This is a genomic window from Moraxella ovis (genome assembly GCF_900453105.1).
Classification (GTDB): Bacteria; Pseudomonadota; Gammaproteobacteria; order Pseudomonadales; family Moraxellaceae; genus Moraxella; species Moraxella ovis.
The window spans coordinates 632,671-656,060 of record NZ_UGPW01000001.1 but is presented as its reverse complement, the minus strand read 5'-3'; the positions used below and the strand labels follow the sequence as shown (position 1 = coordinate 656,060).

The 23,390-nt window shown below is 46.6% G+C and carries 23 protein-coding genes and 1 pseudogene; 12 read left to right on the top strand and 12 right to left on the bottom strand.

What is annotated here, in order from left to right:
* Window positions 1-130 precede the first annotated feature (130 nt).
* Genes DYD54_RS03340 through dinB form a run of 3 tightly spaced genes read left to right on the top strand, consistent with a single transcriptional unit; the run spans window position 131 to window position 2,291 of the window.
* Window positions 131-502, top strand: coding sequence for a DUF1294 domain-containing protein (locus DYD54_RS03340; RefSeq protein WP_218563637.1), 372 nt, complete (start codon window positions 131-133; stop codon window positions 500-502).
* Window positions 502-1,221, top strand: a complete 720-nt coding sequence (locus DYD54_RS03335; protein ID WP_063513744.1) for a 16S rRNA (uracil(1498)-N(3))-methyltransferase — start codon at window positions 502-504, stop codon at window positions 1,219-1,221. Before DYD54_RS03340 ends, DYD54_RS03335 begins: the two co-directional genes overlap by 1 nt.
* A gap of 8 nt (window positions 1,222-1,229) precedes the next feature.
* Window positions 1,230-2,291, top strand: a complete 1,062-nt coding sequence (dinB, locus tag DYD54_RS03330) for a DNA polymerase IV (protein WP_063513743.1) — start codon at window positions 1,230-1,232, stop codon at window positions 2,289-2,291.
* Window positions 2,292-2,312: 21 nt separating this feature from the next.
* On the opposite strand, the gene DYD54_RS03325 is transcribed toward dinB, so the two are convergent.
* The 6 genes from DYD54_RS03325 to DYD54_RS03295 form a co-directional block, all read right to left on the bottom strand.
* Window positions 2,313-2,987, bottom strand: a complete 675-nt coding sequence (locus tag DYD54_RS03325; RefSeq protein ID WP_063513742.1) for an HAD family hydrolase — start codon at window positions 2,985-2,987, stop codon at window positions 2,313-2,315.
* A 90-nt stretch (window positions 2,988-3,077) separates the two neighbouring features.
* A complete protein-coding gene (locus tag DYD54_RS03320; RefSeq protein ID WP_063513741.1) occupies window positions 3,078-4,535 on the bottom strand; it encodes a DASS family sodium-coupled anion symporter in 1,458 nt (485 codons plus the stop codon).
* Window positions 4,536-4,907: 372 nt separating this feature from the next.
* Window positions 4,908-5,597 carry a YidB family protein gene (locus DYD54_RS03310; RefSeq protein WP_063513739.1) on the bottom strand — a complete coding sequence of 230 codons (690 nt, stop codon included), beginning with the start codon at window positions 5,595-5,597 and terminating at the stop codon, window positions 4,908-4,910.
* A gap of 164 nt (window positions 5,598-5,761) precedes the next feature.
* Entirely contained in the window at window positions 5,762-6,241 is a 480-nt protein-coding gene (locus tag DYD54_RS03305) for a hypothetical protein (RefSeq protein WP_063513738.1), read from the bottom strand.
* Window positions 6,231-6,497, bottom strand: coding sequence for an FAD assembly factor SdhE (locus tag DYD54_RS03300; protein WP_036366093.1), 267 nt, complete (start codon window positions 6,495-6,497; stop codon window positions 6,231-6,233). Before DYD54_RS03300 ends, DYD54_RS03305 begins: the two co-directional genes overlap by 11 nt.
* Window positions 6,498-6,665: 168 nt before the next feature.
* Window positions 6,666-8,255, bottom strand: coding sequence for an inorganic phosphate transporter (locus DYD54_RS03295; protein ID WP_063513737.1), 1,590 nt, complete (start codon window positions 8,253-8,255; stop codon window positions 6,666-6,668).
* Window positions 8,256-8,501: 246 nt separating this feature from the next.
* Here DYD54_RS03295 and DYD54_RS03290 point away from each other — a divergent pair, with 246 nt between their 5' ends.
* The 4 genes from DYD54_RS03290 (at window position 8,502) to DYD54_RS03275 (ending at window position 12,477) form a co-directional block, all read left to right on the top strand.
* Entirely contained in the window at window positions 8,502-9,227 is a 726-nt protein-coding gene (locus DYD54_RS03290; protein WP_063513736.1) for an FFLEELY motif protein, read from the top strand.
* A 117-nt stretch (window positions 9,228-9,344) separates the two neighbouring features.
* Window positions 9,345-10,226, top strand: coding sequence for a bifunctional demethylmenaquinone methyltransferase/2-methoxy-6-polyprenyl-1,4-benzoquinol methylase UbiE (gene ubiE, locus DYD54_RS03285; protein WP_063513735.1), 882 nt, complete (start codon window positions 9,345-9,347; stop codon window positions 10,224-10,226).
* Window positions 10,223-10,837: an SCP2 sterol-binding domain-containing protein gene (locus DYD54_RS03280; RefSeq protein ID WP_063513734.1), complete on the top strand. Its 615-nt coding sequence runs from the start codon at window positions 10,223-10,225 to the stop codon at window positions 10,835-10,837. The genes ubiE and DYD54_RS03280 overlap by 4 nt, the downstream gene beginning before the upstream one ends.
* A gap of 2 nt (window positions 10,838-10,839) precedes the next feature.
* The gene (locus DYD54_RS03275) at window positions 10,840-12,477 is read left to right on the top strand and encodes an ABC1 kinase family protein (RefSeq protein WP_063513733.1); all 1,638 of its coding nucleotides are present in this window, start codon (window positions 10,840-10,842) and stop codon (window positions 12,475-12,477) included.
* A gap of 141 nt (window positions 12,478-12,618) precedes the next feature.
* On the opposite strand, the gene DYD54_RS03270 is transcribed toward DYD54_RS03275, so the two are convergent.
* The 3 genes from DYD54_RS03270 to DYD54_RS03260 are packed head-to-tail and all read right to left on the bottom strand — an operon-like array spanning window position 12,619 to window position 13,611.
* Window positions 12,619-13,032 (bottom strand): hypothetical protein, encoded by a 414-nt coding sequence (locus DYD54_RS03270; RefSeq protein ID WP_063513732.1) that lies wholly within the window; start codon window positions 13,030-13,032, stop codon window positions 12,619-12,621.
* A 29-nt stretch (window positions 13,033-13,061) separates the two neighbouring features.
* Entirely contained in the window at window positions 13,062-13,424 is a 363-nt protein-coding gene (locus tag DYD54_RS03265; protein WP_063513731.1) for a hypothetical protein, read from the bottom strand.
* Between the two features lie 4 nt (window positions 13,425-13,428).
* On the bottom strand, window positions 13,429-13,611 hold the full coding sequence (locus DYD54_RS03260) for a hypothetical protein (protein WP_063513730.1): 183 nt from the start codon (window positions 13,609-13,611) through the stop codon (window positions 13,429-13,431).
* A gap of 118 nt (window positions 13,612-13,729) precedes the next feature.
* Between DYD54_RS03260 and DYD54_RS03255 the strand changes: the two genes are divergently transcribed.
* On the top strand, window positions 13,730-14,062 hold the full coding sequence (locus DYD54_RS03255) for a helix-turn-helix domain-containing protein (protein WP_063513729.1): 333 nt from the start codon (window positions 13,730-13,732) through the stop codon (window positions 14,060-14,062).
* Window positions 14,063-14,211: 149 nt separating this feature from the next.
* Here DYD54_RS03255 and DYD54_RS03250 read toward each other — a convergent pair whose 3' ends face one another.
* Both DYD54_RS03250 and DYD54_RS03245 read right to left on the bottom strand, forming a co-directional pair.
* Window positions 14,212-14,502 (bottom strand): YeaC family protein, encoded by a 291-nt coding sequence (locus DYD54_RS03250; RefSeq protein ID WP_063513728.1) that lies wholly within the window; start codon window positions 14,500-14,502, stop codon window positions 14,212-14,214.
* Between the two features lie 19 nt (window positions 14,503-14,521).
* Complete coding sequence (locus tag DYD54_RS03245; RefSeq protein WP_063514945.1) at window positions 14,522-15,499, bottom strand: NAD(+) kinase; 978 nt, start codon at window positions 15,497-15,499, stop codon at window positions 14,522-14,524.
* Window positions 15,500-15,684: 185 nt separating this feature from the next.
* Here DYD54_RS03245 and DYD54_RS03240 point away from each other — a divergent pair, with 185 nt between their 5' ends.
* On the top strand, window positions 15,685-16,407 hold the full coding sequence (locus DYD54_RS03240) for a Bax inhibitor-1/YccA family protein (protein WP_063513727.1): 723 nt from the start codon (window positions 15,685-15,687) through the stop codon (window positions 16,405-16,407).
* 81 nt (window positions 16,408-16,488) lie between these two features.
* Here DYD54_RS03240 and DYD54_RS03235 read toward each other — a convergent pair whose 3' ends face one another.
* Window positions 16,489-19,059, bottom strand: a complete 2,571-nt coding sequence (locus DYD54_RS03235) for a heavy metal translocating P-type ATPase (protein ID WP_063513726.1) — start codon at window positions 19,057-19,059, stop codon at window positions 16,489-16,491.
* A 281-nt stretch (window positions 19,060-19,340) separates the two neighbouring features.
* Between DYD54_RS03235 and mrcB the strand changes: the two genes are divergently transcribed.
* From mrcB to DYD54_RS11720, 3 genes and pseudogenes are all read left to right on the top strand, one after another.
* Complete coding sequence (gene mrcB / locus DYD54_RS03230; RefSeq protein WP_063513725.1) at window positions 19,341-21,743, top strand: penicillin-binding protein 1B; 2,403 nt, start codon at window positions 19,341-19,343, stop codon at window positions 21,741-21,743.
* Between the two features lie 98 nt (window positions 21,744-21,841).
* A complete protein-coding gene (gene prmA, locus DYD54_RS03225; protein ID WP_063513724.1) occupies window positions 21,842-22,765 on the top strand; it encodes a 50S ribosomal protein L11 methyltransferase in 924 nt (307 codons plus the stop codon).
* A 359-nt stretch (window positions 22,766-23,124) separates the two neighbouring features.
* Window positions 23,125-23,381, top strand: a pseudogene (locus DYD54_RS11720) (helix-turn-helix domain-containing protein).
* The last annotated feature ends 9 nt before the right edge of the window (window positions 23,382-23,390 follow it).

Sequence of the window (23,390 nt, the reverse complement as noted above, 5' to 3'; positions counted from 1 at the left end):
AAGATGACAATGCCAGCCGTTGTCATCTTTTTATCATCTATGGATAAATTTTTCACTGAATTGATTTATTTTGTTTTTTAGCGTTATTGATACTTTATAAATAGCTGTTAAAAGCACTGGATTTATTATCATGGCAAGACAAAAACGAGCGCCGCGCTCCATATTGGCGTGTTATATCGCGACGGGCTATCTGGCAATCGTAACGATATTGATCGTCATTGGCGTGTTGCCTTGGATGGTGGCTGCCATTCATGGGGTTACCAGCCTTGCCAGCTATGGCATGTATGCACTGGACAAACAAGCAGCGAAGAATAGAGAGCGCCGCATCGCTGAGTACAGCCTACATCTTTGGTCGCTTCTTGGTGGCTGGATCGGTGCGGCTTTTTCCCAGCATCAGCTTCGCCATAAGACCCAAAAAGAAGAATTCCAACTTACTTTTTATCTCACCATCATCGCCAACATTGCGGCGATGGTTTATTTATTTTTGATTGAGCTGTATTGATGAATCGTTTTTTTGTGGATTGTGAACTGGTTGTCGGTGATGTTCTTACTCTGCCTGATGATGTCGCGCATCATTGGGGTAAGGTGCTGCGCGCACGCGTTAGCGATAATGCCGTGCTGTTTAATGGGCAAGGCGGCGAATATGCCGTGACACTGACTCACATTGACAAAAAATCCGCCCAAGTCACCATTAATAACTACAATCCCAATAACAAAGACGCACCCTTTAAAGTGACTCTAGGGCAAGTGATGAGCCGCGGCGAACGCATGGATTACGCCATCCAAAAAGCCATCGAGATGGGTGTTCATCAGATTCAGCTACTGACCAGCGAACACTGCCAAGAGTACCTAAAATACGAACGCGATAAGAAAAAACTCACTCATTGGCAGGCCGTTGCTGTTGCTGCTTGTGAACAGTGCGGTCTAAATATCGTCCCGCAGGTTCTACCGCCCATTGACGTACGTGACTGGGTCACTCAATGCACCTCAACTTTAAAGCTCATCATGGCGGTCAGTGATGGCGACTACCAGCCAACCAACCTACCCCAAGACATCGCCCTACTCGTCGGACCTGAAGGCGGGCTTAGTCAAGATGAAATCGATCTTGCCATCAGTCACGGCTTTCACGCTTGGACAATCGGTGAACGCGTTCTGCGCACTGAGACCGCACCTGTGGTAGCGTTATCTGCCCTGCAGACGATTTGGGCGCTGTCTCGATAGCTAAGCCCATGCGTAAAATCATCCATCTAGACATGGACGCATTCTTCGCCAGTGTCGAGCAACGTGACCATCTAGAATATCGCGGCAAGCCTCTGGTTGTCGGCGGAGATCCTAAAGGTCGTGGCGTGGTGGCAGCAGCCAGTTACGAGGTTCGAGCCTTTGGCGTGCGTTCAGCGATGAGTTGCTACGAAGCTCAAAAACGCTGCCCGCAGGCTATCTTCGTCCGCCCACGCTTTGAAGTATACCGCGCCGTCAGCAGCCAAGTCAAAACCATCATGCTAAAGCTTACTGACATGGTCGAACCCTTATCACTCGATGAAGCTTATCTAGATGTTACAGGTAAGCGTCACTGCAACGGCTCGGCGACACTGATGGCGAACTGGCTACGCGCTGAGATTTATAAACAAACGGGGCTAACCTCATCAGCCGGCGTGTCATTTAATAAGATGCTTGCCAAAATCGCCTCGGACATCAACAAGCCCAATGGCATCGCCGTCATCACGCCTGAGATGGCGGATGATTTTATCAGCGAGCTACCTATTGAGCGCTTCCACGGCATTGGCAAAGCCAGCGCCAAAAGACTGCACGAGCTGGGCGTATTTACAGGTCAAGACCTAAAAAATACGCCCCTATACCGACTGGTGGAAGTGTTTGGGAATAAGCGCGGGCAGTTCTATCACAACATCGCTCACGGACACGATGAACGTGAAGTCAAATCAGAACGCGTGCGCAAGTCCATTGGCACCGAGATTACCTTTACCGAGAACTCCGCCAATGACGAATTCATCCTTGGTAGAATCCATGAGCAGAATCTAGAAGCTTGGCAGGATCTGATCCAGCGCCAAATGCGCGCCCACACGGTCACTTTAAAACTAAAATACAGTGATTTTAGTCAGATTACGCGCAGCCACTCGGTGAAGTCACCCTTCAAGAGTCCGGATGCCGTTCTGCCTTGGCTGCATGAACTGTATCATAATACCCCAAAGCACCTGCCTGTACGCTTGGTTGGTGTTACTTTCTCAAACCTTGAGAGTATTGATAGCGTTGAACAGCTTGATTTGTTTGAATAGCATCAAACAGCTACAAACTCATTAAAACGACCAATCCTCAATGCGCCACCCTCTCGCCTCAGCCTCTCGTCTTAGGATATCATCAGGGGTGATGCACACCGCTTCATCAGCAAAGTTGAGTAGCGGCAGGTCATTTTTTGAATCAGAATAGGCGATGGTCTTATCAAAGGCGATATTACTGTCTTGGCAACGCTTGATAAATTCGCCTAGATGGTACAGTTTGCCTTCCTTGAAATTAGGACGGCCCGCAACCTTGCCCGTGTAGCGATTATCCTTAATCTCAAGTGCTGTAGCCATCGTGTGCGCATCATCCACCCCGAATAGATTGGCGATTGGTTTTACCACGAAGTCATTGGTCGCGCTGATGACTACCACGGTATCCCCCTGATTCTTATGGTGTTTGATTTGTTCAAGTGCCTTTGGGCGCATATTCGGAATGATCCAAGTGTCCAGATATTCCTGGCGATATGCTTGTAGTTCATCCATGCTTTGTGTGCTCAAAAAATCCGCCACAAACTCATTATATTCCACCGCATCAAGCGTGCCATTGATGTAATCTTGGTAAAATTTATCGTTAGCATCAGCATACACGCCTGCATCCACCAAACCACGCTCCACGATAAACTGCCCCCAACTGTGATCACTGTCCACATTCAGCATCGTCATGTCTAAGTCAAATAGCGCCAAATTCGCCATCGTTCACCCTTATATATACAAAAAAATCATCATAACAAAAAACGGTTCAAAGCTGAACCGTTTTTTGGAAGAATTGCGCGAAGATTTGGATTAGTAATAGCCCAGTACTTTCCACCATACCAATCCCACGGCAATCCAGACCACCAAATTAACCACACTCATCACAAAGCCAACTTTCCACCACTCTCCCAGCGTCACATAGCCCGAACCGAAGATCACTGGCGCGGTGCCTGTGGCATAATGGGTTAATGTCATCATGAGGCTACTTGATGCGGCCAATATCAAGGCAAATAGCATCGGCGGCGCACCCAAGGCAATACCAACGGTATAGAATGCTGCAAACATCGCCGTGATGTGCGCTGTGGTACTGGCAAAAAAGTAATGAGAATATAGATACACCAATGTCAAAATCGCCATGGCGCCGATTGAGCCTACACCCATCTGAGCCACCATCGACTGAATCGCACCCGAGAACCAAGAAATCAGACCAAGCTTACTCAGATAAGTCGCCATCATGATCAACGCCGCGAACCACACGATGGTATCCCAAGCAGATTTTTCTTTTAGGATATCATCCCAAGTGAGCACACCTGTCAAGATCAACGCGCTCAGCCCCAAGAAAGCCACCGCCGTCGCATCAAAACTAAGCGCATCACCAAAGATCATCGCGGGAATATCCGCCCACAATAACAGCATACCTGTAAATACCGCAAGCATGATTTTCTCATTTTTGGTGACTTTACCAAGCTTGGCAAGGTGCTCTTTGGCGAAGGTCTTGGCATCAGGCGTCTCTGTCAGCTCTGGCTTGGCCAATACATACATGACAAGCGGCATCAGCAAGATACACGCCATACCCGGTAAGAACATCGCCACCGACCAAGTCGTCCAAGACAGCGAGATCTGCGCACCTGTCACATCAGCGATGAGATCAACCACGAGCGGGTTCGGCGCGGTCGCCGTGATGAACATCGCTGATGTGATTGGGTTTGAATGATAATTTACTAGCGCAAGGTATTTACCAATGCGATTCTGAGTACCATCCTCTGCACGCGACCCGAAGCTGTCAGCGATTGAGCGCATGATCGGGTGGATAATCGCACCACCACGCGCGGTATTGGATGGTGTAATCGGCGAGATAAGCAGCTCAGCCAGCGCCAGTGAATAACCAATGCCAATGGTTTTTTTGCCAAATATTGCAATAAAATTATAAGCAATCCGCGACCCTAGACCTGTCTTAATCAGGCCGCGAGAGATCATGATGGCAATACCAATTAGCCAAATCAGTGAACTTGATAGGCTTGATAGCGCGTCACTCATCGCCTGCTTCGGTGTGTCAGCCGTCACCCCAGTGATCGCAACCAACGTCATCGCGATGATGGCGATTGCACCGATGGGCAGCGCCTTACCGATGATCGCTGCGATCGTTCCGATGAATAATGCCAACAGATGCCACGCATCAGGCGTTACACCTGCTGGCACAGGAATCACAAACCAAATAATGAGTGTACAAAGCACCGCGATCAGTGCAGGAATGGGCTTAAATGGCATAATCACTCTCTTAGCATTTTTGCGTTAATTATTATATTATTATGGCTCTATATGACAGCAATGAGTGGCAATTTATAAAATTATGGATAATACTTCATCACACGCTACACATCCTTAAAAAATTTAAGGATTTCACTGTTTTTAAAAACCATCAAACAAAAAACCCAAAAACTCATCAACCCGCCCTTCCTAGGAAATGCGTACTGATTGGCTTTTGGGCTTATCAATTGGATTTATTATAGCAAATAAATCACAAGCTAGAACGATTATTGAGTAGTTTTTTATCAGAGATTTATGATATAACCATGGAAAATCACCATGAATACAAGTAAAAATAAAGCCATCTATGATAGATGGCTTTATGAATAATGATTAGAACTTACCACGAAGCTGTGATAGAATCTGATCGATCTCAGCATTTGCCTCACTCTCGTCAGCCTCGACACTGCCGTGTGGCGTAAGATCGTTCAAAACCTGTGGTAGCAATCTTGCAATGCCTTGGCGCACCTCTAATTCGCTTGCGCCTGTCTTTTGGGCAACTTCGTTAATCTCTTGACTGCCGAACAGACGAGCCACATCATCAGCATCGATACCGTCATTGTCTACATCAATGCTCGTCCAAGACTGAGCTTTGTTGCCTAGACCGTTGCCTTGGAATTTGGCAAGGACGCCTGACAGACCGCCATTTTTTTGGATGTAGGCAAGCACGACAGGCAATAAAGCCAGTAGCAATGTTGATTTGTTAAAGCCACCTTGACGGCTTTGTGCTTGTGATTGGCTGCCTAGAACACCGCCTAGGATGTTACCAAGATCGGTTGGGCTAGCTTGACGGCTTTGTGCGCCACCACCCAATAGACCCCTTAGCAGCCCACCAAGCCCAGCTTGTGAACTGCCTTGACTGCCTAGAACTTGACCTAGAACACCGCCAAGACCTGCGTTAGAATTTTGATTGCCAGCCAGTCCACCCAATAGATCACCTAGACCGTCCTGCTGCTGTGATCTTTGGTCGCCTTGTACGGCATTTTGAACGACTTGGGTTACGATAGATTGAAGTAAGCTCATGGATTATCCTTAGTGATTAAATCTTGATACATTATTGTAATGTGAAACAACAAGCATTGTTTAACTTACCAAGCATTGTTTAACTTACCGAGAAACTCACCATCATCTTATCAAAATCAAATCATAAAAGTGTGGTTGTTGTGTAATTTTTTATGCACTTATTATTAATTTGCCATCAGCTTAGATGATAAAGCACAAAGACCCAATAGCTTACGATAATCAGCATCTGCCACATCACGCCGATGAATCATTACCTCAAAGTATCGCTTTCTAGGTTCAATCACATAGAATTTTAATACCACCGCCCCATTCATACCGATCGCCCGCTGACTGGATAGTAGATATGCCTGCCATAGCTGTCGCCTTACACCTCGCCCGATACCTCGGCCAACACTAAGCTGCCACAGGCCATCAGTATGCGTACAGCCCATCCATACGATCTTAATACGCCCTACATAAATCCACGAGAGCACACTGATAATGGCAAGTAACAGCACACATTGCCCCACCAATAACGCCTGCCAAGAGATGAGCATCACTGCAATCACAAATGCCGCCCAAGGGATAAATCTTAGGCGACTTTGATGGATTACGATGTCTAAGTTTAGGATGTTTTTGGAGAAATTGGGAGTTTTAGTTAGCATATTTTAGCTGTTTCATGCGCTCAATCAGACGCGCCACACCCTCATCATCCGGACGTTCTTGACCCAAGAAAAACAACAACAAATCAGGATCCTCATGCTCCAATAAACGCACAAATGCCGCCTGCTCATCGTCAGACGCGCTTAGATAATGCTCTTTGACATAAGGGTCAATATAATAATCAAGTTCCTTTAGACCGCGGCGCGCCTGATAGATAATACGGCGCTGCTCTAATGTCGGTTCGATATGGTCACTCATGATCACTCCGTTAGCCATAATACAAGTCGATAAATTTGGCATGAGTATATCAAATTTATCCCATCATGCGCAGATCATTTTTATTTTTAATTTGCTTTGGTTGATGGCTTTGTAATAAAACGACTTGCCATGATCATCATAACAAGTCGCTTGAGGGCTGATGTGTACTTACATCACATTAGACAGCACCACAAAGAACAGCGCACTAATACATGCTGCCGCTGGCAATGTGATGACCCAAGCAAGTCCAATCGGCTTCATGAGCTTCCAGTTGGTGTTCTTATTAACAATACCAATACCCAATACCGCACCCACCAGAATGTGCGTACTAGATACAGGAATACCCAAGCTAGATGCACCCATCACGACCGCTGCTGCTGCTAGCTCTGCAGCAAAACCTGATGCAGGATGCATCTCGGTTAGATTCGTGCCGACAGTTTGGATGACTTCTTTACCGATGAACCACAGACCTACGATGAGCGAGACACCAAAGGTCAGCATGACAGGCGCAGGAACTGATGCCTTGGCTGCGATGGCGTTTTCTTTGATGACATCTAGGATGGCAACGAAAGGACCGACCGCGTTCGCGATGTCGTTCGAACCATGCGAGAAAGCAAAAGCACACGCGGTAAATACCTGCATCCAGCTGAACATGATGAATGTCGCCTTGCCTAGGTCTTCTTTATGCTTACCGCGAATGGTCTTGGTATAGATGAAGGCAGTTAGCCACACCATCGCACCAATCATGCCCATCACAAGGCTTGCGTGCAGCGTTGATAGGTTTAGACCCGTGTTCTTTAGACCCTTGAATACCACCATCGCTGTCATGATGACCGCGCCAAGCGCCGCGATTAAAGGCACCCAAGTTTTTAGGGCTTTAAGGGTATCTAGATTGCTGCGCTCGTTCTCAATGTCGTGCAATAAGCGATAATATTCCGTCTCTAGCTCGTCATGCTGGCATTCGCCTTCGTTGAAGGCTTCTTGGTCACGCAGCAGCGCGGTGGTATAAGGCAGCTTCTCATCATCATTTAACGCCTCAAAATGCTCTTTTTGTTCGCGTTTTAGGGCTTTTTTGCGAGCTTTTAATGACTTGACACGCACTTCTACTTTGTCGTTATACGCCAAGATATTGCGCTTGATAAGACCATATAGGATATAAGACAGCAGACCGCCAAGCACAGGTGACACTACCCAAGAAATGGCGATTTCGCCGATTTTTGACCATTTAACGGTCGAGAACGCAAACTCTGAACCACCCAAGCTAATACCAAGCACGATGGATGAACCAACGATACCTCCAATGATGGCGTGTGTGGTCGATACTGGCAAGCCTTTTTTGGTGGCGAAAAGTAACCAAAAAGCCGCCGCTGCCAGTGCTGACAGCATGAGATAGATGAACTGATTTGGCGATACGCCCAGCTTGCCGATGTCCACGATACCACTTCGGATGGTGTCAGTTACCGCAGCACCAGCCAGTACCGCACCCGACACCTCAAAAATAGCCGCCACCGCAAGTGCTTGGGTGACGGTCAATGTGCCTGCACCGACAGACGTACCGAACGAATTCGCCACGTCATTACCACCGATGTTAAACGCCATGAAAATACCAAAAAAGCTTGCTACCATAAATAGCAGCACTTGTTGATGCAAGGTATACTCCAACCCCCACATCACAAAATAAACGCACATCCCTGCAAGCAATACCGCAAAGAAAATATTTGCCAGCATGGGTGTGCTTTGTTTCGCTGAATTTACCATAAATCCGCCAAGACGATTTGATTGTTAGTTTAAAACTGCCTGAAAAACACGAATGCGACATTGTAAGAATCAAATATGACAGTTTTATGACAATTTTAACATATCATCGCCAATTTGGCTAAATTTTGTCATATTCGTGTCAGATGTTATTATTTTGTGTTTTTAACCAGAACAGTATTACGATTGAATTTTGATATACCACCCCAACATAGGCTTAAAATTATAGACGCTTTTATCGGTGAGTACATGTCGCACATTCAATCTTTGGTCGATACCCTAAATGGCTATCAAGCCCTACCACACCACAGTGATGCCAATCTTAAACACATTCTAAATGAAGTTCAGACATGGCAAAAATCACGCATTCATCGAACCAATAAACCACTGTTTGATAACAATAAAACTGCGCCACTTGCTCATTATCTGATCGATCGCATCTATAGCGATAAGGATTTTGACATACTTGCCAAGCAGCTTCTCACCGCGGGCAATAATGCCCTAAATGGCTCGGGTCGCCTAGAAAAGCTCATTCCACAAAACACGCTCGCCACAGGCATCCTAGGTGTCAAGGCGGCGGTTCTGGCGGTGGAGCTTGATCTTGTGCTTGCCAAAGCCATCCAACGAAATGATACATATCTACAATCATTCCATCAAGACGGCATTACCGATGCGCTGATGGTTGAAGTCTATCAAGCCGTTAACGCAAAAGACGCACGCATCGCACAGATTCACGCCATCAAAGAGGTGTGCGAGCTATCATACAAGCAATTTAATTCATTTTTATTACAAAAAGCGTTTTCTTTGGCGAAATCCACCGCCTATCATCACGGCTATCAGCCTTTGTATGACTTCATTTATGATGGGCTGATCGCCATCAAAAGCATCAAAAAGATTGATGATTTTACCGTGCCATTTACCCAAAATGAGTTGGCCACGATTGAGCGCATTCATCAGGATGGCAAGGTTTATTAACCTGCGTGTAAAATCATCCATCTAAAATGGCAATTTATGGTATGAAAAAATCCCTATTTATAGTATTATGATAGGGATTTTTTAGTCATATTTAATTCATAAAAATTGGAAAAAGCCATGAGCCAAGATAACAAGTCAAACGAATTTACCAATCCTAATATTTTGCCTACTGGCACGCCACAAGGACAGTCAGCAATGCAAAGCCCTGCCAATGCGGACAATCCGACGCAGCGCGCTTATTCTGAGAACGTGGGCGAGACGACGCATTTTGGTTATCAGACCGTGGATGCCCGAGAAAAACAAAGTAAAGTCGCCGAGGTCTTCACCTCTGTCGCCTCAAAATACGACATCATGAACGACCTCATGAGCTTTGGTATTCACAGACTATGGAAGCGTTATGCCATCAGCCTAACTGGCGTGCGTTCAGGTCAGCGCGTGCTTGACATCGCGGGCGGTACAGGCGATCTTGCCAAAGTGTTTAGCCGTGAAGTGGGTCGCTCAGGTCGCGTGGTGCTGTCTGACATCAACGAAGCGATGCTTGAGATCGGTCGTACTCGCCTGATTAATGCAGGTTGCAATAACGTTGATTTCGTTTTGGCGAATGCTGAGACGCTAGAACCTTTCGAGGACAATTCATTTGATCTGGTGACCATCAGCTTCGGTCTGCGCAACGTCACCGACAAACAAAAAGCCCTTGAAGCGATGCACCGCGTCCTAAAACCAGGTGGACGACTGCTTGTGCTTGAATTTAGCAAACCTGTCTTTAAGCCACTATCAAAGGCTTACGATCTTTATTCATTCACCGCCCTGCCTGTGATGGGCAAGATCGTCGCCGGCGATGCTGAAAGCTATCAATATCTAGCAGAGTCCATCCGTATGCACCCCGACCAAACCACCTTAAAAGGCATGATGGAAAAAGCAGGATTTGTAAACTGCGACTACCACAACCTAACTGGCGGCATCGTGGCGGTGCATCGTGGGTTTAAGGCACGCCGATGATTAGCGTGCTCGCTCTTGGGCTTGTTGAGCGCATCATCAATGGTGCGCTTGGCACGGATCCCATCGCCATTTCACATCTTAATGGTCTGTCTGGCAAGACATTTCGCGTGATCATTGCCAATCCATCGCTGTCCGTTGATGTGCTGTTTTGTGATGATCATGTGAGGTTTGAGCCTGTCAGCCAAAGCCTCTTTGAACCCCAAGGCGGTATCATCACAGAACCTGACTGCACGCTGCATACTACCAGTCCAAGAGAGCTACTGGCACTCATGCAGAACCCATCGGGCAACCTTCCCATTAAGGGCGATCATAAGGTGCTCATGCAAATCAAAGCCCTAAGCGATGATTTTAGCCCCGATGCATTCGCCCAATTAGAAAACCTAATCGGCAAAAGCGGTGCAAGCTATGCCTACATGCTCACCCAAGAGATGTCCCCGATTATCTCGCCCGTGCTCGACTCTCTAAAGACCATCATCACAGGTGCAATCACCCCAGCTCAGGACAGCGCGCTGGACGATGCCATCAGCCAAAAAAAGCAAGAACTGCTGCGCCTACAAAGTGACATCGAACGCGAACAAGCTCGCCTAACCGCCCTACAAAACCAATCATAACCATGCTCATCTCTCATCGTAAACGCCTACTTTCGCTATATCGCATCGCTGCTAAATATCGCCTAGACATGCATCTGCCCATCGATGACATGCCAGAGCTTGCGCCATTGGCACGTCTGATTCGCCTGCATCCTGCAAGCCTAGGCAAATCGCATCACCCCATGGGCATCAAGCTCGCCTTTGAAGAGATGGGTACGCTTTTCTTAAAATTAGGGCAGCTGCTCTCCACACGATCCGACCTACTGCCGCCAAACATCATCGCGCAGTTATCACTATTACAGGATAAAGTCGCACCCTTCGATGTGGACATCCTAAAATCCGAAATCCAAAACCCTAAGACAGGGCTTGGCAAGCCTGTCGATGAGCTATTCGCTCGGTTTGATAATAAGCCACTCGCCGCCGCCAGTATCGCTCAAGTACACACCGCCAGCCTCCACGACGGTCGTGAAGTGGTCGTAAAGGTCGTTCGCCCTGACATCAAGCCTGTCATCATTCAAGACTTCGAGCTGCTGCGCGAAATGGCAAATTGGCTGTCCGCTCGATTAGAGTCTGCGCGCGCCGTGCATATTGTCAGCGTGGTAGAGGACTACCGGCAGATCATGCTAAATGAGCTGGATCTCACCCTAGAATCTGCCAACGCCACTCGCATGCGCAACAACTTCACAGGCTCATCGCTGATCTACGTGCCAGAATCGTACATGGCGAATAAGTCGGTCATGGTCTCGGAGCGAATTTTTGGCGTGCCGATTTCTCAGACGGATAAATTTGATGCCTTAGGCTATGATCGCTCGTTACTTGCCAAGAATGGCTTGACGATATTCTTCACGCAGGTGTTTCGCGATAACTTCTTCCACGCGGACATGCACCCTGGCAATATCTTTGTCGAAACCCTACCCAATGGTGAAGCCGTCACCAATCCGCGCTACCTAGGGCTGGACTGTGCAATCATGGGTGAGCTGTCACGCGATGATCAACTGGTTGTCGCGCGCATGCTGCTGTCAGTCATGAATGGCAACTACACCGCCCTAGTAGATATCATCTCTCAAGCAGGCTGGATACCGCCATCTGCTGACAAGCACGCACTTATCCGTGATATGGCGCGCACGGTCAGCCCCATGGTGTCCAAACCCATGAGCGAGCTTGACTTTGCTGGCATCTTATTTGAGATATTAAACATCGCGCGCCGTCATCAGATGAGCATACCGCCGCAGCTGATGCTACTGCTTAAGACCTTGGTTCATGTCGAAGGGCTCGGGCGTGAGCTGTATCCTGCGCTAGACATCTGGTCTCTGGCCAAGCCAATCTTAACCGCGTGGGTAAAAGACCAACTAGACCCCGTCAAAAATCTAAACGACATCAAAGAAAAAAGCCCCGAGTTACTGCTCTCCGCCACCGAACTGCCTAAGCTCATCACGCAAGGCGTGCAGTCCATGGCAACACTGGGGGCAAGACAAGACAAAGAACTGCGCGAGATCCAAGCGCTGCGTGCTGATTTCTTGAATCAAAAACGCCATGACTGGATTGCCTTGGGTGGATTTTTAGGATTTATCGCGATTGGTCTGACCGTGCCGATTTGGTGGGTGGGCGTAATATTTCATGTATTGGCGATTGGGTTTGTGATTTGGAGAATACTAATATAAAAATTAACTGGCGATTAAAAAAATAGCTTATTCAAAAAAAGAATAAGCTATTGATCAATCAATCTACTAAAAAAATAAGTTTTGCAATACAAAAATAGACAAGGAAATAGTGTTTTAACTTTGTAGATAGATAGGATAGAGCTATCGTTTCCATCCTGGCTGTTCCCCATCATGAAAATCACCCATACACAGACTTGTGGATATTAAACGCAGCGTTCTACCTCTCTCAACCAAATCATTTTTATCCTGCTCCGACACCTTCTCTGGCTCTTCAAAAATCTTTCTTGCCATCGAGTTATCCATTCCATCCATAAAATAAAGATTTGAGCAGTCGCAAAACCACTCAGCTGTCATGCCATTTACTAGATGTTCTTTTTGGATAGTATTTAAACAATCTCTTTTTAATTCTTGTTCAAAGACTTTCCTAAATTCATCATCCGAGGAGAAATGCACAGTATTTTTTTCTTTATCAATAGACGAAACAAAACCGCCGCTTATATCACCACAAGCTGATAAAATGACTGAAGCACAAATAAAAACCAATATCTTTTTCATAAAACGCCATTAATTCTCTTTGCTCAACATCAATCAAGGCTTCCCAAGCACTGTGAAGCTCCAAATTTCAAAGAATCATACAGCAATCTCCCCAACCTCTCTTTTTCATAGTCGCCGATAGGTGCTGTAGGTGCAATCATAAGTCGAATATCATCACCACCGATGTAGTAGGAAGCATAATTCAAGAGACAATTACACGACTTTTTAGAATTTTGTATCCAGCCATCCTCCTTAAGCAAAAAACCCTGCTGACAAGCCTTTATATTACGCTCAACAAATAATTCTCTCATCTCGTCATCAGATGTGGCTTTTTGAAGCATATCATTTCTGTCATACTTACTACACGCAGCCAATAAAGCAAGAACTATAGATATCAAAACAAATTTTGCCATAAAATTAATTAAAGAAGTACATTAGACCGCGAATCATACCTATTGGAAAAACAGTAATATCAACAGCTGCCCATAAAAATTTATCGCGTGCGAAATCAACAATGGCTGCATAAATAGGCAAAATGACAGATGCTGCGGTAAATACTAAACCAAAAATACCGCCAAATGCATTACGAGAATCGCTCATAAAATCTCCAATAATCTATAGATGAGTAATTATTTTATATTTTAAACTTTTACTACTCTTCTTTCAAGTGTGAATTTGAACAAAAATAGATTATTTTATAAATCAACTTGGTTTTAAGATGGCGCAAATTATCAGCACTCAGATTGATAAATTAATCGGAAAAAGAATTCAATTAAAACGCAAAGAAAAAGGATGGTCTGCAGAAAAGATGGCAGAACTACTAGATGTATCACAACAACAACTGTCAAGATATGAAAGAGGTGTGAACAAAATTAATGTAGCTCATTTGGTTGAAATTGCTAATCTTTTGCAAACTCCAATTGACTATTTTTTTGAAGACTGTATAAAGAAAGTGGATTATCGACAAAACTCTTATGATGCAGCTTGGCAAAAACTGACTAATGAACAGAAAAGGGCAGTTTTAACGCTTATCCAGACCTTGACCAAATAATGCTATTAAGTTGATCATAGAAACTGGATTAAAATTGCCAATCACATGTCAAAACGCCAATGTTTCGAATATACTATTTTAGATTTGCAATGCTTAAAACCCCTATTGACAAAAGTAGTCAACAGGGGTTTTAAAAGTCAAAACATCTTCTAGTTCTTAAACTTCACAGGTCGCTCGGCATTAGGGTAATGATGCTCATGCTCCACATCACACTCTTCGCCAACGGTGTTGCCTTTATCGTCTTTTGGCTTCTCGATATAGCCTGTACGCTCTTCAACCGGTAGATATTCATGCTCCCACATCATCACCGCTTGCATGCAGGTCTGGCGCTGCTCATCTGTCAGACGAACGCCGTTGTCCCATTTGCCCAGCTCAATGGCGGTGCGGAACTTGGCGACGATTTCAGGATTTAGACTATTTAGTATGTCTTCTTTATTCATCTTTGATCTCTTGGGTGTTTTATTCGGTCTTTAGGGCGAATTCTTCTGTGTATAGGTTCCAGTTTAGCTTGGTGCGGCACGCCTCATAGAAGCTATAGCTCGGTGGATGTAGCAGCAGTAAGGTCTTATCATGCTTGGCGATGAGTAGTGTCTGATCGTTATCGAGTGGTGCTGATGCCTTACCATCTGCGCCCACCATGGGCTGTGTGCGATTATCTTTGTGGATGTTGATGGCGATTTGGCTGCTACCTGCCACCACCAGAGGACGGCTGGACAGCGTATGCGGATGCATCGGCACAAGACAGATGGCATCAATGGTCGGGTGGATGATGGGTCCGCCTGCCGAGAGTGAATAAGCGGTCGATCCTGTCGGTGTCGCTACGATCAGACCATCGGCATGCTGACGATAGACGTCTGTGCCATTAATTTTTAATTGAAAATCAATGGTATGCACCGATTTACCAGCGTGCAGAACGATGTCATTTAATGCCACATCTTCATGGATGACCATGTTGGTCGGCTTGCCATCAGCATCATTATTCACAATCTTAAATGTCAATAAAAACCGTTCCGCCAGCCAATAATCTCCGTCCAACACCTGCGTGACACGCTCGGTCAGCTCCTCTGGATTGACGTCCGCCAAGAATCCAAGTCGCCCACGGTTCACGCCCAGCACAGGCACATCAGTACCCGCCAGCACGCTCGCCGCCTGCAGCATCGAACCATCACCGCCAACCACGATGGCAAAATCACAATGCTCGCCAATCTTTTGGCGTGGAACGATCTTAAACTGATTACCGTCCACCTTATCAAAATCGATCTCAAGCCCCTCGATCGCGGCGGTCTCAGTATCGATGACGATGGACAAACCACGCTCATCAAGTAGAACGATGAGCTCATTTAGGGTTTCGACCACGCTTTTTTTGCCGGCACGCCCCATCAAGCCAATGCGCTGGAACTTGGGACGCTTTGGGTGATTATTCACAAAATTTGACATAAAAATCAATGCAAAAATAAAGCGTATAATATCAAAAAACCCCACATCAACACAACCTAAGTTTTTAGATATTATCAGCGCTCATGGCTTAGTGTATGAACGATAAGCCATTGATTAATGCTTGATTTTTCTAAAATCTGCCTTATAATCAGTGAAAGATTTTTATTTTTTATTAAGGAAAAATTATGGCAAACCCTATCGTCAGTCGCACCGAGCTTGCGGTTGGTAGTGTCCCGATGACTGTTGGCGGCGTCGTCAAAAAAAGCGCGTTCTTATTGGCATTGGCTGCCGTCTCAGGCTTTGGTGTGTTCTTCTATGCTCTGATGGGCGGTATCTCGGTTAGCATGCTATATCCGCTTGCCTTGGTGGGCCTGTTTGCAGGCATGGGCTTGGGCTTGGTATCAGCATTTAAGCCTCACCTTGCTAAGAGCTTAGCGGTGCCATATGCACTGTGTGAAGGTGTGCTGCTTGGGGCGTTTAGCACCATCATGTTCCTAAGATACCCTAGCGTACCGCTGTCAGCGCTATCAGCCACTTTCATCACCGCAGCCGTGATGCTAACCCTGTACAGCACAGGCATCGTGAAAGTTACTGAGAAATTCCGCTCGATCCTAACGTCTGCGATCATCGCCATTGGTATCCTATACCTTGTACAGCTCGGCTTTAGACTGTTCGGCTCAAGCCTGCCCCTATTGTTCGATGGTGGCATGGTTGCGATTGGCTTTAGTGTCTTTGTGGTAATCATTGCGTCGTTTAGCTTATTGCTTGATTTTGATAATGTGGATAAAGGCATCCAACACGGCGTGGCTCGTGAATTTGAATGGGTGTATAGCATCGGTATTCTATCAACCCTAGTATGGATGTACATCGAATTCCTGCGCTTAATCGGCTATCTACAAGACGACTGATTAACTAATGAAACTTACCAATAAAAATATCGCACTCAATTGGTGCGATATTTTTATACTTATAATTAATTAACCAACCGATCAACGTTTTAGGCGCATGGCGTTCACCACAACGAGCAAGCTTGATAAGCTCATGCCAATCGCTGCCAACCAAGGCGGTACATAGCCTAAGGCAGCAGGAATAAGCACCGAGCTATTATAGATTAGTGCCCAGCGTAAGTTTTGGCGGATGATTTTTTGGGTCTTGGTGGACAGTCTGGTCGCTTGCGCCAGTGGCATGAGCCGCCCACCCAATAGCACACTGTCAGCAGATACCTGCGCCAGATCGGCCGCGCCTGCCATCGCTGTCGAGACATTCGCCGCCGCCAGTACAGGCGCATCATTAATCCCATCGCCCACCATGAGCACGGCATGACCTGCCGCCTGTAGGTCTTTGATGCGCTTGACTTTGCCCTCTGGCGTCAGACCAAAATACGCCTGCTTGATGCCCAGCTGCTTAGCCACTTCTGATGCATTTGGATTTGGGTCGCCGGTTAGCATGATTGGTGTGATGTTTTGTGATTTTAATTCATCAATCATCGCGCGAGCATCTTGGCGAATCGCATCATTAAAATAAAACCGTGCCACCACCTGCCACTCCCCATTAACCTGACTTGACAATAATACCGACATGTTCGCCTGATGCGCAGGTAGATTCTCATGCAGCTCATCAGCCAGTACGCCTGTTGGTAGGACGAATTTTTGATGTCCGATACGATAAGCCACCCCATCTATCCAGCCTTCCACACCGCCCGCCGTGTGGTGTGTGCTGTCTTTTACCTTAGGCAGATGAAGTCCATGAGCAGCAGTGAGTAGCGCACACGCCACAGGGTGCTTTGAGCCAATCTCAAGCGCGGCAGAGATTTTTAGGGCTTCTGTCTTATCAATCACACTCACTGTATCCAGCAGATTAGCCTGACCCAGCGTCAGTGTACCCGTCTTATCAAAACAAGCATAAGACACTTCCGATAAAGTCTGAATGGTGTGTCCGCGCGTCGCTAGGAATCCAAATCCCGCCAAGCGATTGGTCGCTACAGTAAGTGCAATCGGCGTGGCAAGGCTAAGAGCACACGGGCAAGTCGCCACCAGCACCGCTACCGTCGCCCACAGCGACTCGCTCTTATCCACAAACCACCACACCAAGAACACAAGGCATGACAAGACCAGCACACGTGCCACGAACCAGCGCGCCATCTTATCAGCATCTTGGGCGATTTTGGGCTTTTCGCTCATGGCGCGGTTCATGAGTCGATCAATGAGCGCGATTTGACTGTTATCAATCTCCTTGGTGACGAGCATGACGAACGGCTGGCTGTCATTCTGAGCACCACCAACCACCACATCGCCTTGATGCTTGACGATAAGATCGCTCTCACCGGTCAATAGACTCTGCGACACCGTGGCGCTTTGTGATAACAAGATACCATCAGCGACGATCTGGCTGCCTGCATCGATGCGAATGATGTCGCCCACCTTGACAGACTGTGCCAGAATCTTATCCTCATCATCTACGTTCCGCTCTAGGATGTTATCTAGATGGTGGTGATTTTGCCACCATGATTGGATGATGCTTGCTTTATTATCAGCAGATAAACTTGTTACCAATGACGCATCGTGGGCGATTTTTTGTACCAAAATCGGCTCGATCACCACCAGATCTGATGCCATGTTTGATGCTTTTAGGCGGGCATTTTGTTCAATGTAGCGTCCCGCCAATAAGAAAAAGATAAACATCGACACCGAATCAAAATACGCCTCACCCGTACCTGTTAATGTCGCATAAACGCTGGCGCCAAAGGTGGCAATCAGCGCGATCGATACAGGCACATCCATGCTCACCTGACGCGCCTTGATGGCATTATAAGCCGACGTGAAGAACGGCACGCCTGCATAGAACATCACAGGAATGGTCACAAACATCGCCACATAGCGCAAGAAATCTCGATGTTCAGTCAAAATACCACTATATTCGCCAAAATACATGCCAATCGAGAACATCATCGCCTGCATCGCACCAAGCGCAGCGATGGCAAGACGGATGAGCATTTGCTTGCTTTGGCGCTTCATCATCGCCTCATGCGTATCTTGGCGATATGGCTTGGCATTATAGCCCACCGAATGCACCGCCTGTAGAATCTCACCGATATCGCACTGATTTTCATCCCAGTTTACACGCATTCTTTGCTGAGTGAGGTTCACTTGGCACGCACGCACACCATCGATTGCTCTTAGACGCGTCTCAATAAGCCACGTGCACGCCGAGCAGCGTAGGTTGGCCACAGATAATTCTGCCGTGCTGCCGCCATCTTCTTGATAGACGAATTGCGCCTTGATGTCGTCATGATTATACGCATCAAAATTCATCGCATCAGGCAGGCTTGCGGTCGGACTGATCTCCCTGCGATCTAAGTAATACTGCTCAAGTCCAGACTCTACGATACTTTGCGAAGCAAGCTTGCAGCCTAGGCAGCACATCGGACGCGATTTATCAAAAATCACGGTATAAAATGGCTCTTTTGGCAGCACCTCCCCACAATGAAAGCACGCCCCTTCTGACGGCAAAATGAGTGATTGCTCAATCTCATCCATCTTCGTATCGGCAGCAGTATTCATAATCAAACACTTTTTTTAATTTGGCATAAACGCGTTATTATACCACTTTCATGTGTCATCAGGCGCGTTGATTGAGAAATTTTCCAGCAACACGATGACAATACTCACGGTGTTTTTTCATCAATTTTCCATAAACTTATTTGCATTATTACCATAAAATTGAAACACTTATCAAAAATTCTACAAACCCGAAACCAACAAGCACATCAAATCATACAAGCCCCTTGATAATTTCATCGCAAATCGCTAGTATGTTGATAATTTATTTGTAAGGTCAATTTATGACGAAGTCCTTTGATCAATTTACAGGCCAATCCCCAAAACAACAACAAGGCTCAATCATTGGTTTTATCCTGCTTATCATCATTGTTGCGGCGATGATTTTGTTGGGTTTATATGCGTTTTATCTAAATAACACCATCATCAATAAATTTGAAAATCGCCGCTGGGACATCCCTGCCACCGTCTATTCACGCCCGCTAGAGCTATATCCGAACGCACCTGTCAAAGCAGGCGATCTAGAATCATGGCTAAAACTCCTTAATTATAGCCAAGGCAAAAACACCCAAGGCAGCTACCAAAAATCAGGCAACACCTACACCATCTATACGCGTGGCTTTAATTATGGTGATGGCGATGTCGAACCCAAGCAGACCATCAAGGTGCTGTTCTCCGATGGTAAAATCGCCCGCCTGCAGACCAGCCAGCCCACCCAGCGAACAGCGCTGCGCTTAGAGCCAGTGAATGTCGGCGGCATCTATCCTGAGAATAATGAAGATCGCATTCTACTCACCAAGGACAATGTGCCAAAGCATCTGGTGAATGCACTCATCGCCACCGAAGATCGTAACTTTTATGAGCATCACGGCGTGTCCGTGCGTGGTACTGCGCGCGCCCTACTCTCTAATGTCACAGGCGGTACGCGCCAAGGCGGCTCAACGATCACACAGCAGCTGATCAAAAATTTCTACCTAAATTCTGATCGCACCCTAAAACGTAAAGCCAATGAAGCCCTAATGGCGCTACTTCTTGAGCTGCACTATGACAAAGATGAGATCCTGCTCGCTTATCTAAACGAGATCAACCTTGGCCAAAATGGCAATCGCTCGGTGAATGGCTTTGGCATTGCATCGCAGTTTTATTTTAATAAACCCTTGGCAGAGCTTCGTCTTGATCAATACGCGCTATTGGTCGGCATCGCCAAAGGCTCAAGCTACTACAATCCACGAAAGCACCCAGAACGTGCCAAAGACCGTCGTAACACCGTGCTGCACAACATGCTCATCACAGGCAAAATCAGCCAAGAAGAATACGACAACGCCACCCAAAAACCACTCGACGTGGTCAAGACCCCAACCATCGCCAAGAGCCGCTTTCCTGATTTTTTTGATGCGATTCAGCGCGAATTGAAGGCTTATTATAGAGAAGAAGACTTACAAAACCGTGGCCTGAGAATCATCTCAACCCTAGATCCTCTCGCCCAACGTGCCGCCGATAACGCCATCAAAAATAACAAAAAATCCAATCTACAAGGTGCGCTCATTAGCGCCAACCCTGCTACGGGCGAGGTGGTTGCCATTGTTGGTAGTAGTGCTGATTTTACAGGATTCAACCGCGCCATCGATGCCAAGCGACAAGTCGGCTCACTCCTAAAGCCCATCATCTATCTCACTGCCCTACAATCAGGTCATTACAATCTAGCCAGTAGCGTTGATGACAGCCCGCTGACTTATACCATCGGCAATCAGACTTGGACACCCAAGAACTACAGCGGCGTCTCACATGGCGCGACACCACTCACCACCGCATTGGCTCAGTCCTACAACCAAGCTGCGGTCAATGTTGGCATGGAGTTTGGTTTGCCGATTTTTTATCGTCAGCTGCAGATGCTGGGTGTCAGCGATCAGATTCCTAACTACCCTTCAGTGCTGTTGGGCGCGGTAGATATGTCACCCATGCAAGTTCTTAGCATCTATCAGACTTTCGCCAATAGCGGAGTCAGCGCGCCCATTCATACCATCAAAAGCGTGATTGACGATAAAGGAAAAGTCCTTCAAAACAGTGAAAGCCAAGCTCAGATTCGCCTATCACCCAAGGCAACCTATCTGACCAATTACGCCATGCAAAAAGTCTTCACTCATGGTACGGCACGCGCAGGTAACTTTAATTCTTCCCTTAATCTAGCAGGCAAGACCGGCACGACGAATGATGGGCGCGATGCTTGGTTTGCAGGTTATAGCGGCAACTATGTGTCCGTGGTCTGGATTGGACGTGATGACAATAAACCCATCGGGCTTACCGGAAGCTCGGGCGCACTGCCCATTTGGCGAGCATTCATGCAGCCGCTTAATCACACGCCTGTTGAGCTGCCACTGCCTGCAGATATCGAATGGACGTGGCTGGATAACGGCACAGGACTGCTGTCCCACCAAGGCTGCCAAGGAGCGATATGGGCGCCGGTGATTCTTGAATTCATGCCACAAGAATACGGAACCTGCGCTGCGAACATACGCTACAATGTCACCCTGCAAGAGCGCATCGACGCACTGGGTGATGAGCTGGTGAGCATGGAAGAAGACTACGTCGAGAATGATTATATCATCGAAGAGCCCATGCCTTCTGATGAAGAATTCTACACGCCTAAAACCGAAGAATCGCCCACACCTGAGCCATTTTATCAATAGCACCTAACGATGCAGCTGTTCAATACTCAAAAGTTTTTAAGTGATCGATAAAATTTGTTATAATGCGTTTCTTCTAATTGATAACATAAGGCTATTTTATGTCGTGGCAGCACATACATCTACAATGCCCAAAAGATAAAGTTGAATTCGCTGAGGCTTTATTCTATGAAAGCGAAGCGGTTTCCATACTTCTAGAAGACGCGGGCGATGAGCCATTATTTGAGCCATTGCCTGGCGAGGAGCCGCTGTGGGACGAGGTTATCTTGACTGCCATCTACGACACCAATTCAGACGATCGATTCGATGGCACGGATTTTGAGGCGCTTGCCAATGACATCGCCGCACAAGTGAGCGCGAGCCGATTTTGGACGACGCGCCTTGATGACAAAGACTGGTCCCGCGAATGGATGGCGCATTATAAGCCCGTCAAATGCGAAGGCAATCTATGGATCATCCCTGAGTGGCTAGACGCGCCTGATCCTACCGCGACGAATCTGATTCTAGATCCAGGTCTTGCCTTTGGTACAGGCTATCACGCCACGACTCGCCTATGTCTAGACTGGCTGTCAGCGCAAAATCTAAAAGACAAAGTCGTCATTGACTATGGCTGTGGTTCAGGCGTGCTGGGCGTGGCAGCATTACTACTGGGCGCAAAAGAAGTATTGGCAGTGGATATCGACCCGCAGGCCATTCTCGCGACACGCCAAAACGCCGCTCTAAACAACGTATCCGACCGCCTAAAAGTCTTCTTGCCCGAAGAGTTTAGCGAATATCAACGCGCGCATGACCTCACAGCTGATACCATCACAGCGAACATCCTAGCCAAGCCACTCATCGAATTTGCGCCGCTATTTAGCACCCTATTAAAAGACGGTGGCTCGATCGTACTGGCAGGACTGATTGAGAACCAAACCCAAAGCGTCATCGATGCCTATGCGCCTTATTTTGAATTAGGTGCCGCTTATCACTATGATAACAAAGACGATCACCACTGGCATCGCCTGTCAGGCATCAAGAAATAATCGCCTTTTGACCATTTGATACATATCGGCTTTTGATCTTATTGATTAAAAGCCGATTTTTTATGAATTATTTGTATCGTTTTGCAAATATTCACTTTTGTTCAAAATTCATCCAACACAGTGATAAGTCATTATCTTTCATAAGATTTATTTATTCCATCAAATTAAGTTGTATATTTTTTAATCATTATACAATTACATTTTTATTACACTGCATAACATAAAACCGTTACCAATTTCAGCAAGTTTTTGTTAATATTTGCGCAACATTTAAACATTTAGACTTGTTTTTAATTGCGATTTGTGGTCGAAAAATTCATTTATTCAGTTTAGATTTGATTTTATATTTCAAGATTCCCATGATTGACCGAAACATTAGTCCCATCCCACTATCGACGCACATTGAGCAAGCGGTCGAGCAGTATCTAGCCACCGCTGACAAGGACGTCAATGACATCTATCAAGTATTCTTGATCAAGTATTCTTGGCCGAGCTTGAACGTCCGCTATTGATCGCGACGCTCAACACTCGCGGCAACCAATCAAAAACCACCAAGCTACTTGGTCTAAACCGCGGCACCCTGCGCAGCAAATTAAAAACACACGGACTGCTGTAATTAGCCAAT